Raw genomic sequence first — 19,565 nt, forward strand, 5'->3', positions numbered from 1 at the left:
AAAAAAGACTAGAAAGAAGACTGTATGGATAATCGACCAATTGGTTTTTTGGATTCGGGTGTCGGTGGCTTAACCGTTGTTCGTGAGCTCATGCGCCAGCTTCCCCATGAAGAAATCGTCTATATTGGAGATTCGGCACGGGCGCCCTATGGTCCCCGTCCTGCTGGGCAAATCCGTGAATATACTTGGCAGTTGGTCAACTTTCTTTTGACCAAGGATGTCAAGATGATTGTCATTGCTTGCAACACTGCGACTGCGGTCGTCTGGGAAGAAATCAAGGCCCAACTAGATATTCCTGTCTTAGGTGTGATTTTGCCAGGAGCTTCGGCAGCTATCAAGTCCAGTCAAGGTGGGAAAATCGGAGTAATTGGAACCCCCATGACGGTCCAATCAGATATCTACCGTCAAAAAATTCATGATCTGGATCCGGATTTACAGGTGGAGAGTTTGGCCTGTCCCAAGTTTGCTCCCTTGGTGGAGTCTGGTGCCCTGTCAACCAGTGTAACTAAGAAAGTGGTCTATGAAACCCTGCGTCCCTTGGTTGGAAAGGTGGATAGCTTGATTTTGGGTTGTACCCATTACCCACTCCTTCGCCCTATCATCCAAAATGTCATGGGACCAAAGGTTCAGCTCATCGATAGTGGGGCAGAGTGTGTACGGGATATCTCGGTTTTGCTTAACTATTTTGAAATCAATCGTAGCCGAGATGCGGGACCCCTTCAACATCGTTTTTACACAACAGCCAATAGCCAAAGTTTTGCCCAAATTGGAGCAGAATGGCTGGAAAAAGAGATTCATGTGGAGCATGTAACTTTATGACAAACAAAATTTATGAATATAAGGATGACCAGGATTGGTATGTCGGTGTCTGGGATGTCTATGGAGGCATCTATAGCCTTATCAAAGATCCTCTTGAGCTTGATTTTATGGATCTGGCTCGGATTTTTCGTGACGAAGAAAATGGCTTTCCGATTACGATAACGGTGATGCGCTGGTCTTCTAACTTTCGTCTGCTCTCCTTTATCGTTGAAATTCTAAATGCCGAAGCAGGCCGAAACTTGGAAGTCATCCAACGTCAGGGAGCCTTGCTCTTGATAGAAAATGGGCAACTCCTGCATGTAGAATTGCCTAAAGAAGGGGTCAATGTCCAAGACTTCTTTGAGACAAACAAGGTCAGAGAAACCTTATTGATTGCGACTCGCAATGAAGGCAAGACCAAGGAGTTTCGAGCTATCTTTGACAAACTAGGCTATGATGTGGAAAATCTCAATGACTATCCAGACCTGCCTGAAGTAGCTGAAACAGGAATGACCTTTGAAGAAAATGCCCGCCTCAAGGCAGAAACCATTTCCCAATTAACAGGCAAGATGGTTTTGGCAGATGATTCTGGTCTCAAAGTTGATGTCCTTGGCGGTTTGCCAGGAGTCTGGTCAGCCCGTTTTGCAGGTGTGGGAGCTACTGACCGTGAAAACAACGCCAAACTCTTGCACGAATTGGCCATGGTCTTTGATCTCAAGGACCGTTCGGCTCAATTCCACACAACCCTAGTCGTAGCTAGTCCAAACAAGGAAAGCTTGGTGGTTGAAGCTGACTGGCCAGGTTATATCAACTTTGAACCCAAGGGTGAAAATGGCTTTGGTTATGATCCGCTCTTCCTTGTGGGAGAGACAGGTAAGTCAGCAGCTGAATTAACCCTTGAAGAAAAAAATAGCCAATCCCACCGTGCCTTAGCCGTTAAGAAACTTTTGGAGGTATTTCCATCATGGCAAAGCAAACCATCATTGTAATGAGTGACTCTCATGGAGATAGCTTGATTGTGGAAGAAATTCGTGACCGCTATCTAGGTAAAGTTGATGCCATTTTTCACGATGGTGACTCTGAACTCCGTCCAGACTCTCCGCTTTGGGAGGGCATCCATGTCGTCAAAGGCAACATGGACTTTTATGCTGGCTACCCAGAACGTTTGGTGACTCAACTTGGTCCGACCAAGATCATCCAGACGCATGGACACTTGTTTGACATCAATTTCAACTTTCAAAAGTTGGACTACTGGGCTCAGGAAGAAGATGCCGATATCTGTCTCTATGGTCACTTGCATGTGCCAAATGCTTGGATGGAAGGCAAAACACTCTTTCTCAATCCAGGCTCTATTAGCCAACCACGAGGAACCATCAGAGAATGCCTCTATGCCCGTGTAGAGATTGATGACAGCTATTTCAAAGTAGACTTTTTGACACGTGATCATGAGGTTTATCCGGGCTTGTCCAAGGAGTTTGCTCGATGATTGCCAAAGAATTTGAAGCATTTTTACTGGAGCAGGAAGAGACTTTTCTGACCCCTGCTGAGAATCTAGCGGCCTTGATTGATACCCATAACGCTGATCATGCGATTTTGGTGTTGAGCCAAATCACCTACACGCGTATCCCTGTTGTGACCTTTGACAAACGCTTTGTCGGTACTATTGGTCTGAGGGACATTTTGGCTTATCAAATGGAGCAAGGTTTGACGGATGAGCAGATGGCAAAGACAGACATCGTCAATATGACCAAGACAGATGTGGCAGTCGTCGCTCCAGACTATAACATCACTGAAGTCCTCCATAAACTGGTGGATGAACCCTTCTTGCCAGTGGTAGATGATGAAGGAATTTTCCAAGGAATCATCACGCGCAAGTCTATCCTCAAGGCCGTTAATGCCCTCTTGCATGACTTTAGTAAGGAATATGAGATTCGATGCAAATGAGAGATAGGATTTCAGCCTTTTTAGAGGAAAAACAGGACTTGTCTGCCAATTCCAAGCAGTCCTATAAGTATGATCTGGAGCAATTTTTAGACATTGTGGGTGAGCGGATCTCTGAGACTAGTCTCAAGATTTACCAAGCCCAGCTAGCCAATCTAAAAATCAGCGCCCAGAAGCGAAAACTTTCGGCCTGTAACCAATTTCTCTACTTTCTCTATCGAAACGGAGAAGTGGACAGCTTTTACCGTCTGGAATTAGCCAAACAAGCTGAAAAGAAGACTGAAAAGCCAGAGATTCTAAATTTAGACTCTTTTTGGCAGAAAAGTAATTATCCAGAAGGACGCTTGCTGGCGCTTCTTATCTTGGAAATAGGGCTCTTGCCAAGTGAGATTTTAGCCCTTAAGGTTGCAGATATCAATCTGGATTTTCAGGTGTTGCGAATTAACAAGGCTTCCCAACAGAGGATTGTCACCATACCCACGACCTTGATTCCAGAGCTAGAACCCTTGATGGGGCAGACCTATCTATTTGAAAGGGGAGGGAAAGCCTATTCTCGTCAATGGGCCTTTCGTCAGCTGGAGTCCTTTGTCAAGGAGAAGGGGTTCCCAGCCTTATCAGCCCAAGCCTTGCGGGAACAGTTCATTCTAAGACAAATAGAAAATAAGGTCGATTTGTACGAAATTGCAAAAAAACTAGGATTAAAAACAGTCCTGACCTTAGAAAAATATAGATAATGGATATTAAATTAAAAGATTTTGAAGGGCCCCTGGATCTTCTTTTGCACTTGGTTTCTAAGTACCAGATGGATATCTACGATGTGCCCATTACGGAAGTTATCGAACAGTACCTAGCCTATGTCTCAACTCTGCAGGCCATGCGTCTGGAAGTAACGGGCGAGTATATGGTTATGGCCAGTCAGCTCATGCTAATCAAGAGTCGCAAGCTCTTGCCAAAAGTAGCAGAAGTGACAGACTTGGAGGATGACCTGGAGCAGGACCTTCTCTCCCAAATCGAAGAATACCGCAAGTTCAAGCTCTTGGGTGAGCACTTGGAGGCTAAGCACCAAGATCGGGCCCAGTACTATTCCAAAGCGCCAACAGAGTTGATTTACGAAGATGCGGAGCTTGTCCATGACAAGACGACCATTGACCTCTTTTTGGCTTTTTCAAATATCCTAGCCAAGAAAAAAGAGGAGTTTGCTCAGAACCACACGACCATCTTGCGAGATGAGTATAAGATTGAGGACATGATGGTCATCGTAAAAGAGTCTTTGGCTGGACGAGACCAGTTACGCTTGCAGGATTTGTTCAAGGAAGCCCAGAATGTCCAAGAGGTCATTACCCTCTTTTTGGCAACTCTAGAGTTAATCAAAACCCAGGAACTGATCCTCGTGCAAGAGGAGAGTTTCGGAGATATCTATCTAATGGAAAAGAAGGAAGAAAGTCAAGAGGCACAAAGCTAGACTTGATAGAGAGGAAAGATGAGTACTTTAGCAGAAATAGAAGCGCTCTTGTTTGTAGCAGGTGAAGATGGGATTCGAGTCCGTCAGTTGGCTGAACTCCTGTCGCTTCCACCGACAGGCATCCAACAGAGTTTAGAAAAATTAGCCCAGAAGTATGAAAAAGACCAAGATTCGAGCTTGTCTCTGATTGAGACGGGTGGTGCTTACAGATTGGTCACCAAGCCTCAATTTGCAGAGATTTTGAAGGAATACTCCAAGGCGCCTATCAACCAGAGTTTGTCTCGGGCTGCTCTTGAGACCTTGTCCATCATTGCCTACAAGCAGCCGATTACCCGAATTGAGATTGATGCTATTCGTGGGGTTAACTCGAGTGGAGCCTTGGCAAAGTTGCAGGCTTTTGAATTGATAAGAGAAGATGGGAAAAAAGAAGTGTTGGGCCGCCCCAACCTCTATGTGACTACGGATTATTTCCTAGATTACATGGGGATTAACCATTTGGAAGAATTACCAGTGATTGATGAGCTTGAGATTCAAGCCCAAGAAAGCCAATTATTTGGTGAAAGGATAGAAGAAGATGAGAATCAATAAGTATATTGCCCACGCAGGTGTGGCCAGTAGGAGAAAAGCAGAAGAGTTGATCAAACAAGGCCTGGTGACAGTCAACGGCCAAGTGGTACGTGAACTCGCAACGATTATCAAGGCTGGCGATAAGGTCGAAGTGGAAGGTCAGCCCATCTACAACGAAGAAAAGGTCTACTATCTGCTTAATAAACCACGCGGTGTGATTTCCAGTGTGACAGATGACAAGGGCCGCAAGACTGTTGTCGACCTCTTGCCAAATGTCAAAGAACGCATTTATCCTGTGGGACGTTTGGACTGGGATACATCAGGTGTCTTGATTTTAACCAATGATGGTGATTTTACGGATGAGATGATTCACCCCCGTAATGAGATTGACAAGGTCTATGTCGCGCGTGTTAAAGGTGTGGCCAATAAGGATAATCTCCGCCCCTTGACCCGTGGTCTTGAGATTGATGGCAAGAAAACCAAGCCAGCTGTTTATGAAATTCTCAAAGTGGATCCAGTTAAAAATCGTTCTGTGGTACAGTTGACCATCCATGAGGGGCGTAACCATCAGGTTAAAAAAATGTTTGAAGCTGTCGGTCTTCAAGTGGATAAGTTGTCACGGACACGTTTTGGACACTTAGACTTGACAGGTCTTCGTCCGGGGGAAGCCCGTCGACTTAACAAAAAAGAAATCAGCCAACTACACATTATGGCTGTAACCAAGAAATAATGAAACGAATCTTAATAGCGCCAGTACGCTTTTACCAACGTTTTATCTCACCGGCCTTTCCACCCTCTTGTCGCTTTGAGCCGACTTGTTCCAACTACATGATTCAGGCTATTGAAAAACATGGCTTCAAGGGTGTTTTGATGGGCTTGGCTCGAATTTTCCGATGCCATCCTTTGTCGAAAACAGGTAAGGATCCCGTCCCAGACCACTTTTCCCTCAAACGAAATCAAGAAGAAAAATAAACCCAGCATCACCTGATGTTGGGTTTTATCTCTTATTTCAAGGCTTTTTGAGCGTCTTCGATCATGAGTTTAGTTGATTCAAGCCCGCCACCACTTAGATACCAGAGGTCTGGTGTTAGTTGGATAATTTTACCATTTTTAGCGGCAGGAGTTTCAGCGATGAGGGCATTTTCTAGGACACCATCGTTGCTAGAGTTGTCCCCACCGATGGCAAGGGTACGGTTGATGACAAAGAGGATGTCAGGATTGATTTCTTTGACACTTTCAAAGCTGACTTCTTGTCCGTGGCGAGAGTCTTCAAATTGAGTGTCTGTTGGCTTAAATTTCAAGGTTTGGTACAAGAAAGAGAAACGAGATTGGGCACCAAAGGCAGCCATTTTTCCTTCATTGAGGAGGATAGCAAGGGCTTTTTTGTCAGAACTTTCGTTTTTAGTAGCGACTTCTTGGATGCTCTTGTCTAGGTTGGCTAATTCTTCATTGGCTTTCTGTGTACCAGTTTCACCAAAGGAGCTTGCTAGAGATTCGATGTTGGCCTTGGTAGAAGTCCAGTAGTCGTCCTTGCTTGCTTGGAAGAGCACGGTTGGGGCGATTTCTTTGAACTTGTCTACGAATTTTTGGGTACGTGGAGAAGCGATAATTAGATCTGGCTCAAGAGCAGCAATGGCTTCTAGGTCTGGCTCAACCATGGAACCCACATTGTTGACATTTCCTGCAAGATCTTTTAGGTAGGTCGGAACAGTTTTTGTAGGCATTCCGACGATATTCTTTTCAAAACCTAAAGCACGAATAGTATCCGCAGCACTAAGGTCAAAGGTCACAATCTTTTCAGGAACCTTTGAAAGTTTGACCTCATCTAGTGAACTTTTAATGGTTACCTCTGTTGGAGCAGAGCTACTTGTCTCTGTCTGGCTAGTGCTTGAGTTTGTATTTGTACTACATGCACCAAGTAGGAGCAAGAAGCCGGCTGCTAGGGCAGTGAGATAAAGTTTAAGGGATGTTTTCATGATTTCTCCTTTTTAAAATGTGATAACGATGTAGGGGTCTCTTAGATAGGCTTGTTAGCTAAGAGACAGAGGGTTCTCTAACATGAGTTCAGAATAGCTAGCTATAGATACAGATCTTTTTGCCATTGATATCAGCCAGCGTGATGGGAATCTCATAAAGTTGACTGAGCAGGTCAGCCTGCATGATTTGAGCAGTCGTTCCCTTGCAAAAGACTTGACCGTCCTTGAAGGCAACAATTTCATCCGCATACTGGCTAGCCATGTTGATATCGTGGAGGACGATGATAATGGTTTTGCCAAGTTCCTCCACCAGTCGCCGAAGGATCTGCATCATGCTGACACTTTGCTTGATATCGAGATTATTGAGCGGTTCGTCTAGCAAGATAAAGTCTGTATCCTGGGCTAGTACCATAGCGATAAAGACACGTTGCAACTGTCCACCAGACAGACTATCGATGTAGCGGTCTTTTAAGTTGGTCAGTTCCAGATAGTCCAGAGTTTCTCGGATTTTTCCCCAGTCTTCTGCCTTCAGTCGACCACGGCTGTAGGGAAAACGTCCAAAACTGACCAGTTCTTCAACGGTCAATTTGGCTTGGTAATTGATCTTCTGCTTTAGGATAGTCAGTTTTTTGGCTAGTTCTTGCGAATTCCAACTCTCAATTTCACGACCTTTGATACTGAGAATTCCCTGATCTTTCTTGGTTAGTCTGCTCATGATGGAGAGGAGAGTTGATTTTCCAGCACCATTTGGACCAATGAAGGCTGTCAATTTCTGAGGACTGACTTCAAGGGAAATGTCTTGCAAAATATCCTGTTTTTGAATGGATTTGTCAATGTTTTCCAGTTTCACCGACGCGCCCTCCTGTAAAGTAAGATAAAGAATAAGAGACCTCCAACGCTCTCAATAATCATGCTGATGCGAATTTCCAGAGCAAAGACTCGTTCGATGAGGGCTTGCCCCAAGGTCAAACTAATAAATCCAATTAGAATGGCTACGATAAAGAGCAACTTGTGCCGATAATCTTTGACAATCAGGTAAGTGAGATTGGCCAGCATAAAGCCGAAGAAGGCCATAGGCCCTACCAAGGCAGTGGCCGTTGAGGTCAAAAGCACGATGCCCCAGAGGAGTTCTCTCTGTTCTTTTTCAACATCGAGTCCCAGTATCTGAGCCGTTTCTCTTTGCAGGTGCAAGACATCCAGAACGACTGCTTTTCGAAAGAAAAAGATTGTCAAAGCGAGGATGATTAGTGAACCGATGGCTAGGATGGAAGTGTTGAGATGCTGAAAGGAGGCAAAGAGACTGTTCTGCAGTTTATCGTATTCATTTGGATCCATCAGGACTTGGAGGAAGGTACTGATATTTCGAAAGAGACTTCCGAGTGCTAGACAGATTAGCAGAATGAAGACCAGATCTTGCTTCATCAGCGTTTTCAAGTAGCCTTGTAAGGCGAGAAAAAAGAGGGATTGAAGCAGAAGCAAGACTAGAAATTCTAAGGCAGGAGACTTTTCAAGCTGTAGAAATTTGCTTTCAAAAACCAGTAGCAGGGTCTGTAGCAAGACATAGAAGGATTCGATTCCCAAAATACTTGGCGTTAGGAAGCGATTTTCCGTCAGGGTTTGAAAACTAATGGTCGAAATCCCTGTTGCGATGGCTACCAAGAGATAAACGATGATTTTTTGGGAACGTAGCTTCCAGGCAAAGGCAGACAGCTGGGTGATGGGCCAAAAGTAGAGGAGACAGGCTCCGATGGCCAGAATAATGAGAAGGCAGAAGAGCTTGGTATGTTTGCTTTTAAACTGCATCTTTTTGTCCCCCTCTCCATAGAAGTAGGATAAAGACGAGACTACCGATGATTCCTAGTAGGAGACTGACAGACAGCTCATAGGGCCGAATCAAGACTCGAGAGAGGATGTCACAGGCCAGAACCAGATTGGCACCGACCAGTGCGACGATGAGTTTGGTTTGGCTCAGATTATCTCCATAGCGCTTGCGGACAAGATTGGGAACGATGACCCCGAGAAAAGGCAAGGCACCCACGGTAATCATGGTGACACTTGTCGTTAGCGCCACTAGAAAGAGGGCCAGCTTTTCAAGTAGGGAGTAGGAAATCCCCAAACTCTCACTGGTTTCCTTGCCCAGATTCATGATGGTAAAGGTTTGGGATAATTTCCAAACGGCTATCAAGATGATGAGGCCTAAGAAGAGCCACTCATACTGATGGGTCTGAATCATGGAAAAGGAGCCCTGGGTCCAAGCAGTCATACTCTGAACCAGATTGAAACGATAGGCGATAACTTCTGTGACAGAACCGATAATCCCACTATAGATGATCCCGATCAAGGGCAACATCCATCTTTCCTTTACAGAAAAAATAGTCATAAAGGCCAGGAAGAAGAGGGTAAATAAAATGGATGAGCCAAAAGCAAAGAGCATCTTTTGGGTCAGACTCGCTGACGGAAAGACAAAGAGGCTCAACACCATTCCCAGTTTGGCGGCTTCTGTCGTTCCGACTGTACTCGGAGCAGCAAATTGATTTTGTGTAATGGTCTGCATGAGAAGTCCTGCCATGCTCATACTAGAGGCTGCAAGGAGAATACTGATGGTTCTTGGAAGACGCGACTCTTGAAAGAGAAGCCAAGTCTGTTGATCAAAAGCAAAGAATTTTTCCCAAGAAAAATCACTGGTTCCAATGGTAATGGAGAGAAAGACTAGGAGTAGAAGTAAGCCAGTTAAATAATGAGAAAGTTTCATACCCAGTCCTTTCGTGTAGATTTGGTACCGAAAGATACCTGCGGATATAAATGTAACACGATTTTTTTAATCTGTCAATAAATTTTCTGACAATTTAATGTAAAAAGAAAGAAAAATTCCTGAAATAACATCTGACCCTCTCTTTTATTGGAAAACTGGGTAAAAACCAATCTACCTTCCCACTATCCTTCTCCTATAAAAAGTGGTAAAATGGAGGACAGAAAGAAGGAACTGATATGACAACATTATTTTCAAAAATCAAAGAAGTAACAGAGCTTGCTGCGATCTCAGGTCATGAAGCACCTGTCCGGGCTTATCTTCGTGAAAAGTTGACACCGCATGTGGATGAAGTAGTGACAGATGGCTTGGGTGGTATTTTCGGGATTAAACATTCAGAAGCTACGGATGCACCACGTGTCTTAGTCGCTTCTCACATGGACGAAGTTGGTTTTATGGTCAGCGAAATCAAGCCAGATGGAACCTTCCGTGTTGTTGAAATCGGTGGCTGGAATCCTATGGTGGTCAGCAGCCAACGCTTTAAACTCTTTACTCGTGACGGTCGTGAAATTCCAGTGATCTCAGGTTCTGTCCCTCCACATTTGACTCGTGGAAAGGGCGGACCAACTATGCCTGCTATTTTGGATATTGTCTTTGATGGTGGTTTTGCAGACAAGGGTGAGGCAGAAAGTTTTGGCATCCGTCCGGGTGACACGATTGTCCCTGATAGCTCCGCTATCTTGACAGCCAATGAAAAAAATATCATCTCAAAAGCTTGGGACAACCGCTACGGTGTTCTTATGGTGAGCGAGCTAGCTGAAGCTTTATCAGGTCAAAAGCTCGGAAATGAACTCTATCTTGGTGCCAATGTCCAAGAAGAGGTTGGTCTGCGTGGTGCTCATACATCTACAACTAAGTTTGATCCAGAAGTTTTCCTAGCTGTTGACTGTTCACCTGCTGGTGATGTTTATGGTGGTCAAGGTAAGATTGGGGATGGAACCTTGATTCGCTTCTACGATCCAGGTCACTTGCTCCTCCCAGGTATGAAGGATTTCCTTTTGACAACGGCTGAAGAAGCTGGCATCAAGTACCAATACTACTGTGGAAAAGGCGGAACAGACGCTGGAGCAGCTCATCTGAAAAATGGTGGTGTCCCATCTACAACTATCGGTGTCTGCGCTCGTTATATCCATTCTCACCAAACCCTCTACGCTATGGATGACTTCCTAGAAGCTCAAGCTTTCTTGCAAGCCTTGGTGAAAAAATTGGATCGTTCAACGGTTGATTTGATTAAAAATTATTAAGCATAAGGGAGGCGGTCAGGATGGCAGAACCAAACCTAGAAAGCCTTATAAAAGATCTCTATAACCATGCTCGTCAGGGTTTGAGTGAAGATTTAGTTGCTACTCTTCTAGAGACTGCTAAAAAACTACCTACTACAAATGAGCAATTACTAGCAGTCCGACTCTCAGGACTTGTCAATCGTGAATTGCTCACCAATCCCAAACACCCAGCACCTGAATTAATCAATTTGGCTCGCTTTATCAAAAGAGAAGAAGCCAAGTACAGGGGCACTGCAGTTTCTGCTATCATGTTTGGTGAACTCTTTAAAATGCTTTGATTCCATTGTGAATCAAAGCATTTTTTATATGCTCCAAAAGAAATTCTTGATGAGGAGACGAAAAAAGCCATCCCATTCAGGATAGCTTTTAGGTACTTAGATTTGTTCAGCGATGACCTTTTCAGCTAGGTTCATAGCATGGTCAGACACACGAGTGTAGTGAGAAATGATGTCGATAAAGTTGACCCCAGCCTGTGTAGAACACTCACCCTTGTTAAGGCGTTTGATGTGGGTCTTTCTGAGAACGCGTTCCATATTGTTGATTTCTTTATGGCGTTCAATCAGACTCTGAGCTTTTTCAATATCATTGTTTTCCACACTATCAAGGGCATCCTTGATAAATGCAGTTGTTGCTTGATAAATCTCAGCTAATTCCTGCAAAGCTGCTTCAGAGAACTGAACATTCTTACGTTGAAGGTAGTCGGTTAGGTTGAGCAAGCCTTCTGCATGGTCCCCAATTCGTTCCAAATCACGAGATGAATCCAGAATGTTGGTCAACACTTCGCTTTCCTTTTGACTCAAGGATTCGCTTGAGAGTCTGATGAGGTAACGAGTGAGTTTTTCATCGATGGTGTTGATGGCTTCCTCTGTCTTGTGCCCTTTTTCAGCTACCTTTTCATCCAAACCGATGATATAGCTATAAGAAAGGTCAAAAGCTTTGGCTGCATAGTTCCCCAAGTGCAAGAGTTCTTTTTTGGCATTTCCTAGGGCAATAGAAGGAGATTGCTGGATAAGTTGCTCATCAAGATAAAGAGGCTCGTACTTAACAACTTCGTCTTCGCCAGGGATAATCTTGGTTACAAAGTAGGCCAAGGCTCCGATGAATGGAAATTGTACAATGGTATTGCTTACGTTAAAGGCACCGTGAGAGAAGGCGATGGTCATCTCAGGTGAGAGATGAAGTAAAGCTTGGAAATACTCAATCATAGCAGTGAAGGGGCCTAATAGGATTAAGCAAAGAATAGTTCCTAAAACGTTAAAGGTAACGTGAGTTGCCGCAACACGTTTCGCAGAGATATTGGCTCCAGCTGCAGCGATGATGACTGTTAAGGTCGTCCCGATATTATCTCCGAAGAGAACTGGTAGCGAACCTTTAAGGTCAAGGAAGCCACCTGCATAGAGACCTTGTAGAATCCCGATAGTTGCAGAAGAGGCCTGAATGAGGACAGTAATCACCGCACCAGCAAAAACTCCCAACACAGGATTTTGTCCTAAGGTTACCATATATTCCTTGAATTGTGGTAAATCTTTAAGAGGACTCATACCGGCACTGATGAGGTTAAGGGCGTAGAAGATTCCCCCAACACCAAACAGGATGCGCCCGATATTGTTTGCTGTTCTGTTTTTTGTAAAGAAGAGGAACATGGTTCCAAGGAAAATCAGAGGTAAAGCATACTCGCCTAGTTTGAAACCGATGATAAAGGAAGTAACAGTGGTTCCGATGTTGGCCCCCATGATAATTCCGATAGCCTGTCTAAGAGTGAGAAGACTAGCGCTGACCAGCCCAACCGTGATAACTGTAACCCCTGTACTTGACTGAATGAGGGCAGTCACGACAATCCCGACTAGAACACCTAAAAAGGGGTTGCTAGTGTACTTGTCAATGTAAAAACGAAGGCGATCTCCAGCAGCTTGTTGCAAACCGTCTCCCATGGTCTTGATACTGTATAAAAACAGTCCTAGACCTCCTAAAAAGTGAAATAAAATTTCCTGCCAATTAATGGACATTTCTTTTTCCTCCGGAAAATAATAACGGAATTTCTCCTATTCTATTTTAAAGGATAAAAGTAAATCTCACAAGTGTTTAGCTGAAATTTTCATAAGAAACAAGGACTTTCTTTTAAAATGAGAGATAGATTCCCTTTAAGATAGATGATTTATGGGATTGTGTCCAAATTTTACTGATTATTGTCCTAGTTAAAGTTTTTATGTTAAATAGATTGACATCGCTTTCATATAGGATAAAATGAAGATGATCCTGTTCTGGTGGTGCGCACTGAGAACAGTTACTTTTTATCAAAAAGTAAAGCGCTTACTTTATATTTTATTAGGAGGATAAGATGAAAAATCTATTTTTTGAAAAACGTTGCCGTTACAGTATTCGTAAGCTGTCAATCGGGGCTTGTTCCTTGATGATTGGTTCAGCTCTATTTGCAAGCCCAGCTCTTGCTGAACAAGTCGCAGTCCCTGAAACAGCTGCAAATACGAGCGCCCAAGCTACAAGCGCTAGTGAAACAGCTAATCCAGATACTGCAGCCCTTGAAAAACAATTAGAGGAAACAGAGAACAAAGTAGCTGAGCAACCCATTTCAGAAAACACTCCAGCAATAACGGATTTGGTTAATGAAAAAGAAGAAGCGAAGCCAGCTCTGACAGATAAAGCTGAAAAACCTGCTCAACCAACTGATAAAGAAGAAGTTAAACCAGAGGAGGTTCCTCAAGTAGCTGAGAAGAAAGCCGACAAACCAAGTCTAGCAGACGTTCCTAAAAATGAAGAAAAGAGTCTCCGACCAAAAGAAATCAAATTTGATACTTGGGAAGATTTGTTAAAATGGGAACCGGGTGCGCGTGAGGATGATCCCATTAACCGTTCATCAGTTGAACTCGCCAAGCGCCATAGAGGCCAGTTGGTTAATGAAAAAGCAAGCAGAAGAGCTAAGGTTCAGGCACTAGCAAACACCAACTCAAAGGCCAAAGACCACGCTTCTGTAGGTGGAGAAGAATTCAAGGCATACGCCTTTGATTACTGGCAATACTTGGATTCCATGGTCTTCTGGGAAGGTCTAGTTCCAACTCCAGATGTCATTGATGCAGGCCACCGCAACGGAGTTCCCGTTTATGGAACCCTATTTTTCAACTGGTCAAACAGCATTGCCGACCAAGAGAAATTTGCCGCTGCCTTGAAACAAGATGAAGATGGCACTTTCCCAATTGCACGCAAACTCGTTGATCTAGCTAAATACTATGGCTTTGATGGCTATTTTATCAACCAAGAAACAACGGGGGAGTTGGTAGCACCTCTTGGTGAAAAAATGCGCCAATTCATGCTCTATACAAAAGAATACGCAGCTAAAGTCAACCATCCAATCAAGTATGCTTGGTACGATGCCATGACCTACAAATACGGCCGTTACCACGAAGATGGTCTTGGTGATTACAACTACCAGTTTATGCAAAAAGAAGGAGACAAGGTCCCTGCAGATCAATTCTTTGCTAACTTCAACTGGAACAAGGAAAAAAATGACCACTCTGTAGAGATGGCAAAATGGCTAGAACGTAGTCAATATGATGTCTTTGCAGGCTTGGAATTGCAACAAGGTGGCTCTTATAAGACCAAAGTCAAATGGGATGCCCTCTTAGATGAAAAAGGCAAGTTGCGTTTGTCACTTGGACTTTTTGCACCCGATACGATTACCAGTCTAGGAAAAACAGGCGAAGACTACCACAAGAATGAAGATATCTTCTTTACAGGATACCAAGGAGATCCAACGGCTCAAAAACCAGCGGATAAAGAGTGGTATGGAATTGCCAATTTAGTTGCGGACCGCACACCAGCAGTAGGCCGGACCTTCACCACCTCCTTTAATACAGGTCATGGAAGAAAGTGGTTTGTAGACGGTAAAGTTTCTAAGGATTCTGAGTGGAACTACCGTTCTGTTTCAGGTGTCTTACCAACATGGCGCTGGTGGCAGACTTCGACGAGGGGAAAACTCCATGCAGAATATGATTTTACAGATGCCTATAATGGTGGGAACTCCCTTAAATTCTCAGGTGATGTAGCTGGTAAGACGGACCAGGATGTGAATTTGTATTCTACCAAATTAGAAGTAACTGAAAACACCAAACTTCGTGTTGCCCACAAGGGAGGAAAAGGCTCGAAAGTTTATATGGCCTTCTCTACGACTCCAGATTACAAATTTGAGAATGCAGACGCATGGAAAGAACTGACTCTTTCTGACAACTGGAAGAATGAAGAATTTGACCTTAGCTCACTAGCTGGAAAAACCATCTATGCAGTCAAACTCTTCTTCGAACATGAAGGGGCTGTAAAAGATTATCAGTTCAACTTAGGTCAATTAACCGTTTCAGACAATCACCAAGCGCCACAAGCCCCGACGGGACTTTCTGTTGTGAAACAATCTCTCAAGAATGCCCAAGAAGCTGAAGCGGTGGTCCAGTTTGCGGGTAACCAAGATGCGGATTTCTATGAAGTCTACGAAAAAGATGGGGATAACTGGCGTTTGTTAACAGGATCATCTGCTTCAACCATCTACTTGCCAAAAGTTAGCCGCTCTGCTAATGCGACTGGTAGGACTCAGGAATTGAAAGTCGTTGCAGTAGGTAAAAATGGACTTCGTTCTGAAGCGGCGACGACGTCCTTTAACTGGGGGATGACAGTTCAGGATACGACTCTCCCAAGACCTTTGGCTGAAAATATTGTTCCAGGAGCAACGGTTATCGGTAGCACTTTCCCAAATACTGAAGGCGGTGAAGGTATCGAAGGCATGTTGAACGGTACCATTACTAGCTTGTCAGATAAGTGGTCTTCAGCTCAGTTGAGCGGTAGTGTGGATATTCGCTTGACCCAACCACGCCGTGTTGTTAGATGGGTCATGGATCATGCAGGAGCTGGTGGTGAGTCTGTTAACGATGGTTTGATGAACACCAAGGACTTTGATCTTTACTACAAGGATACAGATGGCGAGTGGAAACTAGCTAAGGAAGTCCGTGGCAATAAAGCGCACGTTACAGATATCACTCTTGATAAACCAATCACTGCTCAAGACTGGCGCCTAAAAGTTATCACTTCGGACAACGGAACACCTTGGAAGGCCATTCGTATCTACAACTGGAAGATGTACGAAACATTAGATACAGAAAGTCAAAATATTCCAATGGCTAAGGTAGCGGCTCGTTCACTTGGAAACCACCAAGTTCAACTAGGCTTCTCTGATGTTCCGGCAGGCGCAACCATCACCGTTTACGACAAGGCAGATTCACAAACACCAATTGCAACTTTGAAGTCTGAAAATGGTGGCGACTTGGCAACAGCGCCATTGGGCTTTGACAAGCAACCCAATCTCCTCTACTATCGTACCCAACTACCTGGCAAAGAAATCAGTAACACCTTGGCTGTAGCGATTCCACAGGATGAAAGAAAAATTAAATCTGTCAGCCTTGAAAAAGGACCTAAGAAGACAGTTTATAAAGAAGGAGAAAAACTTGACCTTAGAGGCGGAACACTCCGTGTTCAATACGAAGGGGAACAAGCCGACGAGCTGATTAACCTCACTCACTCAGGTGTGACGGTATCTGGATATAACGCTTATCAAAAAGGGAAACAGAAGCTTACAGTCAGCTACCTTGGGCTTCCAGTTACTGGTGATTTAAACGTACAAGTGATAGGACGAGACCAAGCAAAACCGAAAGAAGTAGCAGGATTGTACATTACTCAGAAACCGAAAACAGACTATCTAGTAGGTGATCAACTGGATCTTGCAGAAGGTCGCTTCGGCGTTCTCTATGATGATGAGACAGAAGAAAGTCATGCCTTCACGGACCAAGGTGTTGAAATTACGGGCTACGATGCTCAGAAAACTGGACGCCAGACCTTGACCCTGCATTATAAGGGGCACACAGCTGAGTTCGATGTCTTGGTTTCTCCAAAGGCTGCAGTCAATGATGAATACCTCAAACAAGAAATCACTGCTGCCCAAGGTCGCCAGTCAACCCTTGCCTATACCTTCTCAAGTGAGGACAAACAAGCGGTGCTAGTAGAGAAGCTCAATGCAGCGAAAGCTGTAGCAGAAAACCACAATGCTAGTCAAGAGGAAGTCAACCGAGCTTTGAATGAGTTGAAACAAGCAGGGACAGACTTGGATGGAAATCAACGTTATCAGACTGCTAGAGAAGAATTGGAAGGTTTGCTCGAATCCCTTCGTGAAAAAGATCCTAAAGCTAAGTTGATTGAACAAGCAGAAACTTTATTAGCTTCAGAGATGCCAACTCCACAAGCTTTTGCGGACATGAAAGAAAAGCTGAGCAAGAAACTAGCCTCTGTAGAAGAAAGCCATCATGTTGGTAGCATGGATCCAAGTGAAGTAGCCCCAACAGTTGAAGCCCTCCCTGAACTAGTTGTTGAAACTGAAACAACAGCCTTTGAACATCAGGAGCGACCAAACGCCGAGCTTCTCAAAGGACAACGCCAGCTAGTTCAAGCAGGAGCGGAAGGCCAAGTTCATCACTTTGTAGAAGTAGATATCCAAGGCAAACGCACCCTTCGTTCAACTGAAGTTCTCAAGGAAGCAATCCCAGAAATTACCGAAGTTGGTACAAAAGTTCTGTCAAGTAACCAACCGGCTGAGGGAGTAAAAGATCTAGTTTTAGAAATTCTGAAACTAGAAATTGAAGAGGATACAGTGGCCTTCGAGCGTCAAGAGCGACCAAATGAAGTCCTTCTAAAAGGACAACGCCAGCTAGTTCAAGCAGGTGTGGAAGGGCGAGTTCGTCACTTGGTAGAAGTAGATACCCAAGGCAATCGCACCCTTCGTTCAACTGAAGTTCTCAAGGAAGCTATCCCAGAAATCACCGAAGTTGGAACAACAGAAGAGCTAGACTCACAAACAACAGACCAAGCGCCTTTAGTAGCATCGACAAAAGTTGAAGAAGCAAGTAAAGAGCTTCCAAATACTGGTGTAGAAACAGATGCCAGTCTAGTAGCGCTGGGACTTCTTGGAGTAATGAGTGGCTATGGCTTGCTTGCTAGAAAGAAGAAAGAAGACTAATCGGATTTCCTCATAAAAATTAAAACAAGGTTTGACTGTAGATCAGTCAGACCTTGTTTTTAGTTTTGAAATTGAAGAGTAAATTTGAAACTAGATTTTTGTTATTCAATTCCTTGAATAAATTTTTGGAAACGATAGGTGTCAAAATAAATATTGGATGCAACTAATTTATCAAACTGATCGAATTTCAGAAATTCTGCGACATCCAGTTCTAGTTCTTTTCCTTGAGGAGAATGTAGACGGTAGCGATTTAAAGCTGATACAGTTCGACCATCAACAAGTAATTGCTTCACTTCAAGATGCTGGCTCAAAGCATAGAATTGGCCTGCTCCTTGCAAATAAATATCACGTCCTTGTCGAATTTCTATACTATCGCACACGCCATAATCAAAGTTTTCAGCTACGAAATCTTCCCAGCCTCCCTCATTTACTGCCGTAAAATAGCTTTCTGCAAGTGTTTTTGTATACATTTGGAACCTCCTGTAAAATAATTGGGCCATGATGAATATCACGAAATATTTTGCCCACTTAAGAGTATACAAAAGGCAATATGACTACAGGTTGTCATATTGCTGAAGATTTTTTTGAAGAGTATCAATTAATTTATCCTGCAGTTCTTTTGGTGATATGATTTTTACTTGATGAGCAAAGCTTAAAATCAATTCGAAAAATGCCGGTGTCAATGCTCTGAAAGCATGTACCTTTATTCTGGTTTGCTCAATAGTGATTTCTTCTTCTGTGAAATGGTCATAAATCTTTGGAAGTGCAAATATTGTAAAAACTAGTTCGATTTCCTCTCTTTGTCCCTCCACTTTATTTTTGGGGGGATTTAAAAAAAGGTCTAACTTTTCTTGAGATAAACGTGGATAATCGAATGGTTTATCTTTTATCTCCACTAGTTCTAGTTCACGAATTCGAGTTAATTTAAAAATACGAAAATCAAATCTTTCTAAGCAGTAGCCGATAACATACCAAGCATTCAGTTTATAGATCAATCTGTATGGGATAACAGTTCGCTGACTTTTCTCTTGTTTTTTCGAATAGTAGGAAAAGGAAATTTTCTTCCCAGTTTGTATCGCTTCCTCAATTTCTAGTAAATAATTTGTATTAAGAGTCCAGGAACTGAGATCAAAGTAAAAAGGACTGTTTGTTCTTACAATATCTTGGGAAGACAGCTTGTGTTCGATACTTGTCAAGACTTGAATGACCAACGATTTTACTAACATTTTGGCTCATATTAATGATAAACTGTCTCTCTTCCTCAGTGAAAAAGTTTCTGTCTATCTTATAGTCACTTGGTATATAGAAACCTCCCTTATCTCCACGTTCCGAATAGATTGGAATCCCCGCTAAACTGAGTGTATCCATGTCCCTATATACAGTTCGAGTAGATATTTCAAACCTCTCTGCAATCTCTTTAGCTGTTATTCTCTTCTTATTTAAAAGAGACAGTAAAATATAGATTAGTCTTTCTAATTTCATGGTAGCAATTCCCCTTCTTTTAATTTCAAATAGCACAAACTGAAGAAACTATTTTAGTTATATTGTATAATAAAAAACCTAGCAATTCAAAAAGAAGGACTGTAGAGTTTAGAATATTAAGGATTAAAATCTTAGAAAAAGGATAGTATAGAAGTAATTAGGCAGATTAATCAATAAATTTGCC

Annotated in this window: 18 protein-coding genes and 1 pseudogene; 12 read left to right on the forward strand and 7 right to left on the reverse strand. The window is 43.3% G+C overall.

Annotation, left to right across the window (positions count from 1 at the left end):
• Positions 1 to 24 precede the first annotated feature (24 nt).
• Genes racE through yidD form a run of 9 tightly spaced genes read left to right on the forward strand, consistent with a single transcriptional unit; the run spans position 25 to position 5,740 of the window.
• The gene (gene racE / locus MK396_RS09330) at positions 25 to 819 is read left to right on the forward strand and encodes a glutamate racemase (RefSeq protein WP_268724376.1); all 795 of its coding nucleotides are present in this window, start codon (positions 25 to 27) and stop codon (positions 817 to 819) included.
• Entirely contained in the window at positions 816 to 1,787 is a 972-nt protein-coding gene (locus tag MK396_RS09335; protein ID WP_268724377.1) for a nucleoside-triphosphate diphosphatase, read from the forward strand. Before racE ends, MK396_RS09335 begins: the two co-directional genes overlap by 4 nt.
• Entirely contained in the window at positions 1,763 to 2,284 is a 522-nt protein-coding gene (locus tag MK396_RS09340; protein WP_001118939.1) for a metallophosphoesterase, read from the forward strand. Before MK396_RS09335 ends, MK396_RS09340 begins: the two co-directional genes overlap by 25 nt.
• On the forward strand, positions 2,281 to 2,742 hold the full coding sequence (gene cbpB, locus MK396_RS09345; RefSeq protein ID WP_000560694.1) for a cyclic-di-AMP-binding protein CbpB: 462 nt from the start codon (positions 2,281 to 2,283) through the stop codon (positions 2,740 to 2,742). The genes MK396_RS09340 and cbpB overlap by 4 nt, the downstream gene beginning before the upstream one ends.
• On the forward strand, positions 2,739 to 3,473 hold the full coding sequence (gene xerD, locus MK396_RS09350; RefSeq protein ID WP_326845830.1) for a site-specific tyrosine recombinase XerD: 735 nt from the start codon (positions 2,739 to 2,741) through the stop codon (positions 3,471 to 3,473). Before cbpB ends, xerD begins: the two co-directional genes overlap by 4 nt.
• On the forward strand, positions 3,473 to 4,201 hold the full coding sequence (locus MK396_RS09355; protein ID WP_268724379.1) for a segregation/condensation protein A: 729 nt from the start codon (positions 3,473 to 3,475) through the stop codon (positions 4,199 to 4,201). Before xerD ends, MK396_RS09355 begins: the two co-directional genes overlap by 1 nt.
• 18 nt (positions 4,202 to 4,219) lie before the next feature.
• Entirely contained in the window at positions 4,220 to 4,789 is a 570-nt protein-coding gene (gene scpB / locus MK396_RS09360; protein ID WP_198459223.1) for an SMC-Scp complex subunit ScpB, read from the forward strand.
• Positions 4,776 to 5,498: a pseudouridine synthase gene (locus MK396_RS09365; protein ID WP_268724380.1), complete on the forward strand. Its 723-nt coding sequence runs from the start codon at positions 4,776 to 4,778 to the stop codon at positions 5,496 to 5,498. The genes scpB and MK396_RS09365 overlap by 14 nt, the downstream gene beginning before the upstream one ends.
• The gene (gene yidD, locus MK396_RS09370) at positions 5,498 to 5,740 is read left to right on the forward strand and encodes a membrane protein insertion efficiency factor YidD (RefSeq protein ID WP_268724381.1); all 243 of its coding nucleotides are present in this window, start codon (positions 5,498 to 5,500) and stop codon (positions 5,738 to 5,740) included. The genes MK396_RS09365 and yidD overlap by 1 nt, the downstream gene beginning before the upstream one ends.
• 32 nt (positions 5,741 to 5,772) lie before the next feature.
• Here the strand turns inward: yidD and MK396_RS09375 are convergent, their stop codons facing one another.
• The 4 genes from MK396_RS09375 to MK396_RS09390 form a co-directional block, all read right to left on the reverse strand.
• Entirely contained in the window at positions 5,773 to 6,744 is a 972-nt protein-coding gene (locus MK396_RS09375; RefSeq protein ID WP_268724382.1) for a siderophore ABC transporter substrate-binding protein, read from the reverse strand.
• Positions 6,745 to 6,841: 97 nt separating this feature from the next.
• A complete protein-coding gene (locus tag MK396_RS09380) occupies positions 6,842 to 7,594 on the reverse strand; it encodes an ABC transporter ATP-binding protein (RefSeq protein ID WP_268724383.1) in 753 nt (250 codons plus the stop codon).
• A complete protein-coding gene (locus MK396_RS09385) occupies positions 7,591 to 8,547 on the reverse strand; it encodes an iron chelate uptake ABC transporter family permease subunit (RefSeq protein ID WP_268724384.1) in 957 nt (318 codons plus the stop codon). The genes MK396_RS09380 and MK396_RS09385 overlap by 4 nt, the downstream gene beginning before the upstream one ends.
• Positions 8,537 to 9,496 (reverse strand): ABC transporter permease, encoded by a 960-nt coding sequence (locus tag MK396_RS09390; RefSeq protein WP_268724385.1) that lies wholly within the window; start codon positions 9,494 to 9,496, stop codon positions 8,537 to 8,539. The genes MK396_RS09385 and MK396_RS09390 overlap by 11 nt, the downstream gene beginning before the upstream one ends.
• A 236-nt stretch (positions 9,497 to 9,732) precedes the next feature.
• Here MK396_RS09390 and pepA point away from each other — a divergent pair, with 236 nt between their 5' ends.
• Together pepA and MK396_RS09400 are read left to right on the forward strand one after the other, a co-directional pair.
• A complete protein-coding gene (pepA, locus tag MK396_RS09395) occupies positions 9,733 to 10,797 on the forward strand; it encodes a glutamyl aminopeptidase (protein WP_268724386.1) in 1,065 nt (354 codons plus the stop codon).
• 20 nt (positions 10,798 to 10,817) lie between these two features.
• Complete coding sequence (locus MK396_RS09400; RefSeq protein ID WP_268724387.1) at positions 10,818 to 11,114, forward strand: bacteriocin immunity protein; 297 nt, start codon at positions 10,818 to 10,820, stop codon at positions 11,112 to 11,114.
• A 96-nt stretch (positions 11,115 to 11,210) separates the two neighbouring features.
• On the opposite strand, the gene MK396_RS09405 is transcribed toward MK396_RS09400, so the two are convergent.
• Positions 11,211 to 12,842, reverse strand: coding sequence for a Na/Pi cotransporter family protein (locus MK396_RS09405; protein WP_268724388.1), 1,632 nt, complete (start codon positions 12,840 to 12,842; stop codon positions 11,211 to 11,213).
• 332 nt (positions 12,843 to 13,174) lie between these two features.
• Between MK396_RS09405 and MK396_RS09410 the strand changes: the two genes are divergently transcribed.
• Positions 13,175 to 17,899 carry an endo-beta-N-acetylglucosaminidase gene (locus tag MK396_RS09410; RefSeq protein WP_268724389.1) on the forward strand — a complete coding sequence of 1,575 codons (4,725 nt, stop codon included), beginning with the start codon at positions 13,175 to 13,177 and terminating at the stop codon, positions 17,897 to 17,899.
• A gap of 101 nt (positions 17,900 to 18,000) precedes the next feature.
• On the opposite strand, the gene MK396_RS09415 is transcribed toward MK396_RS09410, so the two are convergent.
• Positions 18,001 to 18,369: a hypothetical protein gene (locus MK396_RS09415; RefSeq protein ID WP_268724390.1), complete on the reverse strand. Its 369-nt coding sequence runs from the start codon at positions 18,367 to 18,369 to the stop codon at positions 18,001 to 18,003.
• Between the two features lie 84 nt (positions 18,370 to 18,453).
• Positions 18,454 to 19,381: pseudogene (locus MK396_RS09420) on the reverse strand (helix-turn-helix transcriptional regulator).
• Positions 19,382 to 19,565 lie beyond the last annotated feature (184 nt).

Origin of the sequence: Streptococcus oralis (genome assembly GCF_026782235.1) — a bacterium.
Taxonomy (GTDB): Bacteria; Bacillota; Bacilli; order Lactobacillales; family Streptococcaceae; genus Streptococcus; species Streptococcus oralis_CC.